8 protein-coding genes and 1 tRNA gene are annotated in these 13,536 nt (G+C 47.7%); 4 read left to right on the top strand and 5 right to left on the bottom strand.

What is annotated here, in order from left to right; all coding sequences use genetic code 11:
- Nucleotides 1–97: 97 nt before the first annotated feature.
- The 5 genes from AC0QUU_RS10715 to AC0QUU_RS10735 form a co-directional block, all read right to left on the bottom strand.
- Entirely contained in the window at nucleotides 98–940 is an 843-nt protein-coding gene (locus AC0QUU_RS10715; RefSeq protein WP_474542712.1) for a DUF368 domain-containing protein, read from the bottom strand.
- Between the two features lie 192 nt (nucleotides 941–1,132).
- Nucleotides 1,133–1,214 (bottom strand) — tRNA-Leu (locus AC0QUU_RS10720).
- An 83-nt stretch (nucleotides 1,215–1,297) separates the two neighbouring features.
- Nucleotides 1,298–2,572, bottom strand: coding sequence for a diaminopimelate decarboxylase (locus AC0QUU_RS10725; RefSeq protein WP_474542713.1), 1,275 nt, complete (start codon nucleotides 2,570–2,572; stop codon nucleotides 1,298–1,300).
- Between the two features lie 42 nt (nucleotides 2,573–2,614).
- A complete protein-coding gene (gene pyk / locus AC0QUU_RS10730) occupies nucleotides 2,615–4,051 on the bottom strand; it encodes a pyruvate kinase (RefSeq protein WP_474542714.1) in 1,437 nt (478 codons plus the stop codon).
- A gap of 69 nt (nucleotides 4,052–4,120) precedes the next feature.
- Entirely contained in the window at nucleotides 4,121–4,966 is an 846-nt protein-coding gene (locus AC0QUU_RS10735; RefSeq protein ID WP_474542715.1) for a hypothetical protein, read from the bottom strand.
- Between the two features lie 286 nt (nucleotides 4,967–5,252).
- Between AC0QUU_RS10735 and AC0QUU_RS10740 the strand changes: the two genes are divergently transcribed.
- The 4 genes from AC0QUU_RS10740 (at nucleotide 5,253) to AC0QUU_RS10755 (ending at nucleotide 13,536) form a co-directional block, all read left to right on the top strand.
- Complete coding sequence (locus tag AC0QUU_RS10740) at nucleotides 5,253–9,509, top strand: acyl-CoA dehydratase activase-related protein (protein ID WP_474542717.1); 4,257 nt, start codon at nucleotides 5,253–5,255, stop codon at nucleotides 9,507–9,509.
- Nucleotides 9,510–10,013: 504 nt separating this feature from the next.
- The gene (locus AC0QUU_RS10745; protein ID WP_474542718.1) at nucleotides 10,014–10,688 is read left to right on the top strand and encodes a response regulator transcription factor; all 675 of its coding nucleotides are present in this window, start codon (nucleotides 10,014–10,016) and stop codon (nucleotides 10,686–10,688) included.
- Nucleotides 10,676–11,968 carry a sensor histidine kinase gene (locus AC0QUU_RS10750; protein ID WP_474542720.1) on the top strand — a complete coding sequence of 431 codons (1,293 nt, stop codon included), beginning with the start codon at nucleotides 10,676–10,678 and terminating at the stop codon, nucleotides 11,966–11,968. The genes AC0QUU_RS10745 and AC0QUU_RS10750 overlap by 13 nt, the downstream gene beginning before the upstream one ends.
- Before the next feature lie 134 nt (nucleotides 11,969–12,102).
- Complete coding sequence (locus AC0QUU_RS10755; RefSeq protein WP_474542722.1) at nucleotides 12,103–13,536, top strand: hypothetical protein; 1,434 nt, start codon at nucleotides 12,103–12,105, stop codon at nucleotides 13,534–13,536.

Raw genomic sequence — 13,536 nt, forward strand, 5'->3', positions numbered from 1 at the left:
TCCACGGTAAAGCAGCCCATATTTTATTTCTGCTCTGCTATTTGAATTACATCCTCATAACGAAACAAAAATCCTTCTATTCCTGAGGTTATCCCGTTCAGCCCACCTCAACACTGCTGTTGAACCGGTCCAGAAGAAGCGCCGCCACAATTCCCACAACAAGGCACACAATATTTATAATGCAGGATTCCACAGACGCCGCAAAACTTTCAAACGGAATGATAACAATCGTAGCCGCCACTACAATTCCCACAATTGCATGGAAAGCATAGGTGTAGAACCGGTCAAAAAGCAGATTGATCAGTTTTGCCAGACAGATTACTGTTGCAAGAGCACCGATTCCTCCCGGAATTAAAATATTCATGTCAATGCTGCCGATTCCATCTACAAAAGGCGTATAAAGTCCGAGAGGCATCAGAAGCGTTGAAAAGCTCATGCCCGGAGCGATTACGCTGAGCGCGAGACAGAATCCGCAAAACAGATACCAGCCAAATCCCGGAGTTATTGTTATAGAAGAAACTCCCAGCGCAAGCAGCAGCGCCAGAATTACAGCGAATGCAGCTGCCATGGAAATATAAGAACCTCTTTTCCGTCCCTGCTCTCCCGCTTCTCTCCACAGAGACGGAAGCATTCCGGTAATCAGACCTACAAACAGACAGACCGAAGGATTCTCATATTTTTCCAGCACAAATGCCAGGAGTTTGGCAACTCCCAGAAATCCCACTGCCATTCCTATAATATAGGGAATCAGTTTTGGCACATGGGTTTTGAAATTGCGGAACGGATTAGCCAGCAGTTCCATAACCGGCTTGTAAATTCCGAAAATAACACTCAGAACTCCTCCGGAAATACCGGGAAGAACGGCGCCCAGACCGATCAGGGCTCCCTGTATTATATGGAATATGAGTTTTACCGGCGATTTGTTCTCGTTTTTTTTCATTTTCTATCCTCTGGCCCACTGCCAAAAAGCCGCAGACCATTTTCCTTTCTTTTTCATTACAGAAAGTTATTCTATCACATATATGTATGTATGTCACTGAAAAAATATCCCCGGTTTTCCGTCCCGTTTTTTTAAAAAATCCCGGAAGTCCTGAAAGCACTGCATTTCAGGCATATCCGGGAATAAGTTCAATGCCGCTGGCCGGACTCGAACCGGCACGGGGTGAACCGCTTGATTTTGAGTCAAGTGCGTCTGCCAATTCCGCCACAGCGGCTAATAAAGCAGAGAGAGCCGATGTACCGCTCTCTCTGGCCGACTAAAATCTTATCATATTCATGTTGATTTTTCAACTGTTTTTCATTTTTTTATGAGTTTCTCCCCGATCGGAAAGCAATCAAATGTCGCGAAATAATCTGAAGGAGTTTCCGCCCGCCGGATCATCCGTACACTTCCGTCTTCCCGGAGCAGAAGCTCTGCAGATCTGAGTTTTCCGTTATAATTATATCCCATGGAGAACCCGTGGGCTCCTGCATCATGAATAAACAGATAGTCACCCATATCAACCTTCGGCAGCATTCTGTCAATGGCGAATTTGTCATTATTTTCACAGAGGGAGCCGGATACGTCATATTTATGATCGCAGGATGCATCCTCTTTTCCCAGCACAGTAATGTGATGATATGCGCCGTACATGGCCGGGCGCATGAGATTTACAGCACAGGCATCCACACCAATATACTCTTTATACGTATGTTTCTCATGGATCGCTTTGGTCACAAGCCCGCCGTATGGTCCCAGCATATACCGTCCGAGCTCGGTATAGATCGCAACATCTCCCATTCCTGCCGGAACAAGGACTTCTTCATACACTTTACGCACACCTTCCCCAATGGCATAAATATCATTCGGTTCCTGATCCGGTCTGTAAGGAATGCCGATGCCGCCGGACAAGTTGATAAAACCTATATGCACTCCTGTTTCTTTTGCAAGACGTACAGCCTGTTCAAACAGAACTTTTGCCAGCATCGGATAATAGTCATTTGTTACTGTATTGCTTGCCAGGAAAGCGTGAAGCCCGAATTCTTTCGCGCCCTTTCCCTTCAGAATCCGGTATGCGTCCGTGATCTGCTCCGTTGTCATGCCGTACTTTGCGTCTCCCGGGTTGTCCATAATATCATTGCTGATCTTAAAGAGTCCGCCGGGGTTATAACGGCAGCTGATCGTCTCCGGAATATGCCCGATAGTCTTTTCCAGAAAATCAATATGGGTAATATCATCCAGATTGATAATCGCTCCCAGCTTATCCGCAAGGACAAAATCTTCCGCCGGAGTATCATTGGAAGAAAACATAATGTCATGTCCTGTCACGCCGACCGCCTCTGAAAGCATCAGCTCTGTGTAGGAAGAGCAGTCGCAGCCGCAGCCGTATTCCTTTAAAATATCAATAAGAAACGGATTCGGCGTAGCTTTTACCGCAAAATATTCCTTATATCCCGGATTCCAGGAAAACGCCTCTTTCAGCGCCTTCACATTTTCCCTGATTCCTTTTTCGTCATAAATATGAAAAGGTGTAGGATAGGTTTTCACAATCTCCTCAACCTGTTCTTTTGTCACAAATGGCCTTTTGTTCATTATTATTTTTCTCCTTCTTGTATTTCTGCCGGACCCGTCTGGCTATTCCACCGTAGCGATCCGCATCATATTGCTTGAAGATGTTCTCTCCTGTAGTATATTGGATGAAGGGATCCCGGCGGTAAGTACAACCACATCCCCCGGCTCCACATACTGTTTTACCAGAGCCAGTTCTATGGCGCCGTTACAAATATCGTCTGTTGTGCTGAACTGCATGGATTTTAACGGAACAACTCCCCAGTAAATGGACATTCTTCGCAGCGCCCTCTCATTCGGGGTCACGCCCAGAATCATCTGTTTTGGTCTCAGATTGGATACAACTCTTGTGGTAGCGCCTGAAACAGACGGCGTAATAATACATTTGGCGTCCAGATTAGCCGCCGCCAGAACGGAGGAATATCCGATAGCGCTGGAGAGACTGCTTTTCAGCCGGCCATAGGCCTTTTCCAGCATTCTGTCGTATTCCAGATGCTGCTCCGTATTTTCAATAATATGAATCATCATCTGGAGAGCCTCCAGCGGATATTTTCCCGCTGCCGTCTCGCCGGAAAGCATCACCGCGTCAGTTCCGTCGTAAACTGCGTTTGCCACATCCGTAACTTCCGCTCTTGTCGGGCGGGGATTGCGGATCATGGAATCCAGCATCTGTGTCGCAGTAATAACTGTCTTGAAGTTACTGTTGCATTTCTGAATAATCATTTTCTGGAGATAGGGGACCTCTTCGGCCGGGATCTCAACTCCCAGATCCCCTCTTGCAACCATTACTCCATCTGCCGCCCGGATAATTTCATCAATGTTCCGGATTCCCTCGGCATTTTCAATTTTGGCGATAACCGGTGTGTAAGGAGCATTCAGTTCCTTCAGAAAAGCCTTGATCTCAAGGACACACTCTGCATTCCTCACAAAAGAGGCCGCAATAAAATCAATTCCCTGTTCCACACCAAAGCGGATATCGTCCTTATCTTTTTCTGTAATTGCCGGAAGGCGGACTGCCACATTAGGTACGTTGACGCCTTTTTTTTCACCCAGCTCACCGCCGTTGACAACTTCACACACAAGTTCTTTTTCTTTCCTGTGCTGCACCTTCAGGCCAATCAGGCCGTCATCAATCAGAATCGTGCTGCCGGTATCCACGTCTTCCACCAGCCCCGGATAAGAGATGGATACTTTTTTATTATCTCCCACGATCTCTTCTACGGTGAGCGTAAAAGTGTCTCCGGTGTTGAGCATAACCTTCTTTCCATCCCTGAGAGTGCCGGTCCGGATCTCCGGTCCTTTTGTATCAAGCAGTATGGCAGTATTTGTATGCTCTTCTTCCCGGAGCTGCTTTACCAGATCCATTCTGTGTTTATGCTCGGCATGATCTCCATGTGAAAAGTTGAACCTTGCCACATCCATGCCATTCTGGATAAGCTTTCTGAGCAGTTCTCTATTATTTGTATTCGGGCCCATTGTGCAGACCACTTTCGTCTTCTTCATGTACATCCTCCTTTTATACAAAACAGACTTCCCTCATATGCATCATGTCTTTTGTTTTAAGTTTTCCCACTATTTGACATGCTCATGCGTAAAGAGATGATCCTGACAGTATTCATAGTTTCCGTTGCATTTGGAACAGAACCTGAATTCCAGACACGGGTCATCCAGTTCCGTCCGGCCGCACACCGCACATCGATGATGCGCGCCGTTCGTATAAGTCATATGGGGGCTTGACTGCTTTTTAAATTTTGCCTTCCGCGCCTGTTCTCTCGGGCCAAATCTCTTATAGTTCCGCGTAGACAGGAAAAAGATAACAAAATTCAGAAGCGATGCACCAATTGCCACCCTTATGCCGATACCTCCATTAATAAAATCATATCCGGCCAGCACTACATATACCAGCGCCATCCACTTCATTTTTATCGGCAGAATAAAGTACAGCATGACTTCCATATCGGGATAGATTACCGCAAATGCCAGGAAAATGGACATGGTAATATAATTTGTGCCGATCAGGCCGACTGCAGACAGGGGTACTTCCACTCCATATCTGAAATAATAAAACGCATACAGTCCGAATACAGCCAGTACAGTAAACAGGAGTCCGGAAAAAATATATACATTATACCGGAAACTTCCCCATGTTCTTTCCAGAGCCGTACCCAGCGAATAATACAAAAGTACCAGAAATACAAGAGAGATCAGGTTGTCGGTAGGCGGGATCAGCACCCAGGAGATCAGCCGCCATACCTGCCCTCTTAATATCAGAGCCGGTTCCAGTGTAAGATATCCTACCATATCACGCATCAGATTCACGATGCCGAAGCCGATCACATAGCCGACCAGCAGATATACCGTCAGATTCGGAATTGCAAAACGTCCTAACTTTCTTTCTAATTTGTCAAGCCAGTTCAACTGTATTACCCCTAACTTTCTTTGATTTTTTCTTTCTATTTCCATGTGTAATTGTACCGTCACATACAAGGTTTGTCAAACAGATGTTACCTCCTCTTCCGTGCTTTCATATAAACTTTATGTAAAATATCCATAAGCATAAGCAGAATCTGCCAATCCCGCATAATAATGACAATTGTCTTTTCCCGATTCCTGTCGTATAATGTATATTGCTGTAAATCTAAAATTACATTTAATATGTAGAAACTCACATATATTTATTACACAGAAGATTGGAGATCATACTATGAATCCGAAAGAATTACATACTCTGGGAATCGACATCGGTTCCACAACAGTTAAAATAGCGATTCTGGACGAAGAAAACGAGGTGCTCTTCTCCGACTATGAACGGCATTATGCAAATATTCAGGAGACACTTTCAGACCTGCTTGGACGCGCGCTCTATAAACTGGGGCCGATCTATGTCTCTCCGGTAATTACCGGCAGCGGCGGACTGACGCTTGCCAAAAATCTCGGCGTACCTTTTGTTCAGGAAGTTATTGCCGTTTCCACAGCGCTTCAGGACTACGCGCCCCAGACAGATGTAGCCATTGAGCTGGGCGGCGAGGATGCAAAGATCATTTATTTTGAAGGCGGAAATGTAGAACAGAGAATGAACGGCGTCTGTGCCGGAGGTACAGGATCCTTCATTGACCAGATGGCTTCCCTGCTTCAGACAGACGCTTCCGGCCTGAATGAATATGCGAAGAATTATAAGGCGCTTTATTCGATTGCAGCCCGCTGCGGTGTATTCGCCAAATCTGACATTCAGCCTCTGATCAATGACGGAGCTTCAAAGGAGGACCTTGCAGCCTCCATTTTTCAGGCAGTGGTAAACCAGACCATCAGCGGCCTCGCCTGCGGAAAACCGATCCGGGGCCATGTGGCCTTCCTTGGAGGACCGCTTCACTTTCTTTCCGAGCTCCGGGCTGCATTTATCCGCACGCTGAAGCTGGATGATGAACATATTATCGCGCCGAACCATTCTCATCTGTTCGCCGCTATCGGTTCTGCACTGAATTCAAAAAAGGATACCCCGGTTGCCCTCCGGGAACTTCAGAACCGGCTTGAGCGGAAAGTAAAGATGGAAATCGAAGTAGACCGTCTGGAGCCTTTATTTGCCACGAATGCGGAATATGAGTCATTCATTGCCCGCCATGCAAAACACCAGGTTCCGGTAAAGGATCTTGCAACATATCGCGGGAAGGCATTCCTGGGAATCGATGCCGGCTCTACAACCACAAAAGCTGCTCTTGTAGGCGAAGACGGCACGCTGCTCTATTCTTTCTATCACAACAATGACGGAGATCCTCTGGGAACAACTATCTCCGCTATTAAAGATATTTACGAACAGCTTCCGGAAGGAGTTGAAATCGTACACTCCTGCTCTACCGGATACGGAGAAGCCCTGATCAAGGCAGCTCTCATGCTGGATGAGGGTGAAGTGGAGACGGTAGCTCATTACTACGCCGCCGCATTCTTCGAACCGGATGTAGACTGTATTCTCGATATCGGCGGCCAGGATATGAAATGCATCAAAATCAAAAATCAGACCGTTGACAGTGTACAGCTGAACGAGGCATGTTCTTCCGGATGTGGTTCTTTTATCGAGACTTTTGCGAAATCTCTGAATTATTCGGTGGAAGACTTTGCCCATGAGGCCCTTTATGCCCAGAATCCCATTGATCTGGGAACCCGCTGTACTGTATTTATGAATTCAAAAGTAAAGCAGGCTCAGAAAGAGGGTGCTTCTGTAGCGGATATTTCTGCCGGCCTGGCTTACTCCGTTATCAAAAACGCGCTTTTTAAGGTAATCAAAGTATCCAGCGCGCAGGAACTTGGAAATCATATTGTCGTTCAGGGCGGTACTTTCTATAATAATGCCGTTCTGAGAAGTTTTGAAAAAATTGCGGACTGCGAGGCAATCCGTCCGGACATTGCCGGTATTATGGGCGCTTTTGGAGCAGCTCTGATTGCCAGAGAAAGATATACGGACTGTGAAGGCACTACCATGCTTTCCATTGATGATATCAAATCCATGGAGTACTCCACGACTATGACAAAATGCCGCGGATGTACCAATACCTGCCGTCTGACCATTAACCATTTCAGCGGCGGACGTAAGTTTATTACAGGAAACCGCTGTGAGCGCGGTCTCGGCAAAGAAAAGTCAAAAAATAGCATGCCGAACCTGTTCGATTACAAGCTTCATCGGTATTTTGACTACGAACCGCTTTCAGAAGGAGACGCAAAAAGGGGGGCAATCGGTATTCCCCGGGTATTGAACATATATGAAAACTATCCGTTCTGGTTTACATTTTTCACGAAACTGGGCTTCCGGGTGGTTCTCTCCCCGTCTTCTACCAGGAAGATTTACGAGCTGGGGATCGAATCCATTCCCAGCGAATCCGAGTGCTATCCGGCAAAACTGGCTCACGGACATGTACAGTGGCTGATCAACAATGGTGTAAAACATATTTTCTACCCGTCTGTTCCCTATGAGCGGAACGAGTTTGAAGATGCCAACAACCATTACAACTGCCCGATTGTAACGTCCTATCCGGAAAATATTAAAAACAATATGGATCCCATCGTAAACGGGGAAGTTGATTTTATCCATCCCTTCCTTTCTTTTCAAAGTGAGGAGACCCTGTCCTACCGTCTGATTGAAGAGCTGGGCGAAAAATTCTCATTAAATGAAAAAGAAATCAGATCCGCCGTTCATGATGCATGGACAGAACTTGCCGCCTGCCGTGAGGATATGCGCAGGAAAGGCGAGGAAACCATTAAATTCCTGAATGAGACAGGAAACAGAGGTATTGTTCTTGCCGGACGTCCGTACCATATTGATCCGGAAGTAAACCATGGGCTGCCCGAAATGATCACATCCTACAATATTGCCGTGCTGACAGAAGATTCTGTCTCCCATTTAAATCCGGTAGAACGTCCCTTAAACGTTATGGACCAGTGGATGTATCATTCCCGTCTGTACGCAGCAGCGAATTATGTAAAAACAACGGAGAATCTGGATCTGATCCAGCTGAATTCCTTCGGCTGCGGACTGGACGCCGTAACTACGGATGAAGTGGCAGATATTCTGACCGGTTCTGATAAAATTTATACGACGCTGAAAATTGATGAGGTTAACAACCTGGGGGCTGCCCGGATCCGCGTCCGCTCCCTGCTTGCAGCCATCCGCGTCAGGGAACAGAAAAAGACAGAACGCACTATCCGTCCGGCTTCCATTGAAAAAGTGCCGTTTACAAAAGAAATGCGCAAAACCCATACGATCCTTTGCCCCCAGATGTCACCGATCCACTTCGAACTTCTGGAGCCCGCTTTCAGAGCCGCAGGATACAAGATCGAAGTGCTTCCGAACGACAACCGTCAGGCCGTGGACATGGGTCTTAAATATGTTAACAATGATGCCTGCTATCCGTCGCTGATCGTTGTCGGACAGATTATGGACGCTATCCTTTCCGGAAATTATGACACCGATCATCTGGCGGTTATCATCAGCCAGACCGGGGGCGGCTGCCGCGCGTCCAACTATATCGGTTTTATCCGCCGTGCTTTGAAGAAAGCCGGATACGGACATATACCGGTAATCTCCATCAACTTAAGCGGACTGGAGGCCAATCCGGGATTCAAGATCACCCTGCCTCTCGCCGTGCGGATCGCATACGCGGCAGTATTCGGTGATATCTTTATGAAATGTGTTTACCGGATGCGTCCTTACGAGGCAGTGCCCGGTACTACAAATGCGATTCACCGGAAATGGGTGGAAGTGGTCCGGAAATTTGTATCCGAGGGATACCCGTCCCGCCGGAAATTCCGGAAGCTCTGCCACGACATTATCAACGACTTTGACAATATTGAAATTCTCGATATTAAGAAGCCCCGTGTAGGTGTCGTAGGCGAGATCCTGGTAAAATTCCTGCCGGCCGCCAACAACCATCTGGTAGATCTGCTGGAGGCAGAGGGAGCCGAAGCAGTCGTTCCTGATCTGATCGACTTTATGCAGTACTGCTTCTACAACCAGAACTTCAAGGTCTCCCATCTGGGATTCAAGAAGACAAAAGCACTGATCGGAAATCTGGGAATCAAAGCTGTGGAGTGGCTGCGCGGTCCTGCTTCCAGGGCATTTGCCGCAAGCAAACACTTTGCTCCGCCGGCACACATTGAGGATCTGGCAAAAATGGCCTCCGAAATCGTTTCCATCGGAAATCAGACCGGAGAAGGCTGGTTCCTGACCGGCGAGATGCTGGAACTGATCCACAGCGGCGCAGGAAACATCGTCTGCACACAGCCCTTTGCCTGCCTGCCGAACCATGTAGTAGGAAAAGGCGTAATCAAAGAGCTGAGAAGAAGACACCCGGAATCCAACATCGTCGCAATCGACTTCGATCCCGGAGCAAGTGAAGTAAACCAGCTTAACAGAATCAAGCTGATGCTGTCCACTGCATTCAAAAATCTTGAAAAAGAAAACTTCGAGAAATAAATGTCCGTTCGGGCGTGGGATGCCATAAAACAAAACCGTTCCGCTCTACCTCAAAGATTTGAATGGATGTAACACCGGAATCAAATGTTCGTCCAATGGGACTCTCATTTGACACCGGCTAACATCCAGAACAAATGCTTTTCGGAACGCTCCCACTTCATGTTTTGTTTTATGGCATCCCACGCCCGAACTTCTTTTTCTCTCAGCCAGAAAAGCTCCGACAGGAACATTGTCTTATAAATACACGAATTGCGCCCGGATGTCCTGTGAACTTCCGCTGCGCTTTCTTTCCATAACAGAAATCATCTTCCGGAATTTGCAGATGAGGACTTCATATTGGAAGAACCTGCAGGGACTTCTTCCCCGGGACGTTTTTCACAATATAAAATCCTCTGTCAGTCCATTCCGGCAGAGGATTTTCTGTAACAAATCTTCATTTTTGACTATTTTTTGATTTTTTTTGTGTATACTGCTGACTTATAGATGTGAAAGGAGTATTCGGCTATGCCAGAGAAAATATTAATTGTTGATGATGAACCTATGCTTGTCAGTCTTTTATCTGACTATCTCAGTGACCTCGGGTATTTTACCTGTACTGCGGCAGACGGAAAAGAGGCTCTGGACATGCTGCGGTTTTCTCCCGATCTCATCCTGCTGGATATTAACATGCCCGGCATGAACGGTCTGGAACTTTGCAGAATGATCCGTGACGAGGTTTCCTGTCCGATTCTGTTTCTCACCTCCCGGGCCTCCGAGCAGGACCGGATCAATGGTCTGCTTCTCGGCGGCGATGATTATATTACCAAACCTTTCAGTCTGCCGGAAACAGCGGCCCGGATCGCGGCACATCTGCGCAGAGAAGCACGGAGCAGGAACAGTTCCCGTCTTCTGGCTTCCCGGGAACTGCTGGTAAACCTTTCAAACCGGACGGTACATTATAAAGGGGAAAAAATTGATTTTTCCCGCCGTGAATTTGATATTATTGAATTTCTTATCACTCATGCGGGACAGGTGTTTGACCGGGAGCGGATCTATGAAGGAGTATGGGGACTGGACGCAGCGGGAGACAGTGCCGTCATCAAAGAACACATCAGCAAAATCCGGCAGAAGCTGCAGAAAACTACCGGTCGGGATTATATTGAAACAGTCTGGGGGGTTGGTTACAAATGGAAGCAGTAAAACAGAAGTCCCGTTTGTCCGGGCTGAGACAATCCTTTATTCTGTATGTCCTGACCACATTTTTACTGGTTACGGTTCTCTCTGCTCTTGTAATCTGGAGCTGTCTTTCTCTGCAGAACTATCTTCTCCCCGACTCTGATCAGGTCTATCTTACCGTCCAGAGCGACTATCCCGACGGAAGCAGCACAAGCACCACTGTGCTCATGTCTCTTAATGACGCGCTGCAGGAAATTCCCCGGAATGTCCCCACTGAATACAATTCGGAAGATCCCTCTGCAGGAGAACCGGATGTCCGGTATTCTGTCACCTCCATTGAAAACAGTTTTTCTGCCCTTTCTCCACGCCGGAAACTTGCCTACCACGGCAGTCAGATCGGGATGACGGCTCTGCCTGTTATCTTTTCTCTTGCAGGAATTCTTCTGTGCGGACTGACCTTTTACCGCAGGAAACTGAAAACGCCGATTTCTCTTCTTGCATCCGCATCCCGGGAGATTGCCGGCCAGAATCTGGACTTTCAGATATCCTGCCGCAGCCGGGATGAAATGGGGATGTTGTGTGATTCCTTTGAAAAAATGAGACAGACTTTAAAAGAGAACTACCAGAAGCTGTGGCGTATGCTGGAAGAACGGCGGGAATTACAGGGTTCCGTAGCCCATGATCTGCGCAATCCCATTGCAATTATCCAGGGATACGCCCAGTACCTTCAGTTCCATCTGACGAAAGAACAGATAAACAGAGAAAAAGTCCTGTCCGCGGCCGATCATATTATGCAGACAGCACAGCGCCTGGACCGCTACACGGAATCTCTCAGAACCATCAGCCGGCTGGAAGAACTGGAGATCCAGCCCCGGCCGGTCTCCTTTTCCCTACTCTCAGACAGAATGTTCGCCGATCTTTCTCTGCTGGCGGAAAAAGAACATCTGGAACTGAACTGGAAGAATGCCGTGTCAGAACAGGAAGTCTCGCTGGATGCCAAAATACTCTACCGTATTCTTGAAAATCTCATCGGCAATGCTGTACGGTTTGCAAAGAAAGAGATCTGCGTCCGTTTTTCCTGCAAATCCGGAATGCTGCATGCGACGGTATCCGATGACGGCAGCGGATTTCCGGATAAAATTCTGAATTCCGCAAGCCGATATGCTTCCATAGACAGTGACGGGACACACTCCGGTATGGGACTTGCAATCTGCCGGGTTCTCTGCCGGAATCATGGCGGCAGCCTTACACTGCGAAACGGGGAAAAAGGCGGGGCTGCTGTATCTTTCACTTTATCCATTTGACGGGAATTTGACTTTTTTCAAATATGATCTCCTTGTAGTAAACCGGATCTCCCGCAGAGTACCGGGAAAGCAGTTTTCTGTTTTCCCTGCCGGCGGGAACATCCATATTACAAAATAACAAGGAGGTCTTTTTTATGAATTTTTTCAGGAAATATTCCCGAAAACCTGCTGCTGCAAAGGCGGCAGTATTACTGACTGCAGTCTGCGGATGCATTTTTTCTGCATGCGGGACAAATTCTTCCGATCATTATACCGGAAATCCGGAACAGACCGATGACGGGTCTGACCGGGAATCCGGCAGCGATGTTCCGGATATTTCTTCCGACAGCAATTCTGATGAACTGGTTTCTCTGATTCATCACACCGGTCTGTTCAGCCGTTTCTGCAGTACGGATGAGGGGTTCTATTATCTCACCGAAAAACAAACCGAACTTTCTGACGGCAGCTATGCTTCTCATCTGATGTACATGGATTATGCCACCTGTCAGGAAGTCTATCTGTGCAGCGACAGCAGCTGCAGACATGATACGCAGGCATGTACATCTGTTTTTTCAGATGCATCTTATGACGGCAGAATCTTTCTATGGGACGGTTTTCTCTACTACCTGGACCGTTTCCCCGACACGAGCGGCACAACGGTCATTACGATTACAGGCGAAACCGAAACGGAAACCAGGCCCTCTGTCCTGTACCGCATGAATCCGGACGGGTCCGGCCGGGAACAGATCTACACCTTTGACGACAACGCCACCGTGGAAGACGTGGCTTTTGGCGGCCCCGGCGGCCTGTATTTTGTAACCAAAAAGCTGGGCACTGCTCAGATCAGCTCCGGCACCTATACTACGGCTTCCGACCGGCAGCTCATCTGCCTTGATCCGGACAGCCGGGAAACCCGTTCTGTATGTCCGCTGGATTTTGACGACGGACTGAACTGGCAGGTAATCGGCTGTGCCGGAAACCGGATTATTCTGGAGACATATCAGTATCCGGACGGCATGACAGAACAGGATGCTGCCGCTCTCGACGAAGACAGCTATATGGATATCCTGAAAAAAACAAAACTGGTATATGCATCGCTGGACTTGTCTGACGGAAAAAAAGCCGTAATCTGCACCCGGTCCTGCGGCAATTCCTCTTCTGAATGTATTTTAAACGGATTTCTGTATATTTCAGATGATTCCGGTAAGGACATTTTAAAAATCGATCCTCTGACCGGTGAGGAAAGCGTTGTCGCCAGTCTGTCCAGGAACGATCTGTCCGGCACCCTTGGCAGTCTGCTGTGCTGCACCAGTTACAACACAGCAGAAGATCCCTGCTACAGCTTCATCGATACAGACACAGGAAAGGTATATGACTGCAGCCTGACCAACGAGGCACTTGGATGGCCGCTGGATCTGATGGCAGAAGCCGGCGGCCGCGCGCTGGTAATCTATGATTATGAATATACTGACAACGGGGACGGCTCCTATGAAATTTCCCGCTACCAGTACGGGCTGATCAGACTGGAAGACCTGCTGAACAGCGTGCCGGACTACACACCTGTAAAAATGATCCAGGAGGGAATCTGA

The sequence above is a fragment of the Mediterraneibacter sp. HA8405 genome (genome assembly GCF_056148955.1).

What these genes read in the sequence shown, in the direction of transcription:
- AC0QUU_RS10740 (WP_474542717.1), top strand. Translation starts at nt 5,253, where the DNA reads ATGAATCCGAAAGAATTACATACTCTGGGAATCGACATCGGTTCCACA.
- AC0QUU_RS10755 (WP_474542722.1), top strand. Translation starts at nt 12,103, where the DNA reads ATGAATTTTTTCAGGAAATATTCCCGAAAACCTGCTGCTGCAAAGGCG.
- AC0QUU_RS10725 (WP_474542713.1), bottom strand. Translation starts at nt 2,572, where the DNA reads ATGAACAAAAGGCCATTTGTGACAAAAGAACAGGTTGAGGAGATTGTG.
- AC0QUU_RS10745 (WP_474542718.1), top strand. Translation starts at nt 10,014, where the DNA reads ATGCCAGAGAAAATATTAATTGTTGATGATGAACCTATGCTTGTCAGT.
- pyk (WP_474542714.1), bottom strand. Translation starts at nt 4,051, where the DNA reads ATGAAGAAGACGAAAGTGGTCTGCACAATGGGCCCGAATACAAATAAT.
- AC0QUU_RS10750 (WP_474542720.1), top strand. Translation starts at nt 10,676, where the DNA reads ATGGAAGCAGTAAAACAGAAGTCCCGTTTGTCCGGGCTGAGACAATCC.
- AC0QUU_RS10715 (WP_474542712.1), bottom strand. Translation starts at nt 940, where the DNA reads ATGAAAAAAAACGAGAACAAATCGCCGGTAAAACTCATATTCCATATA.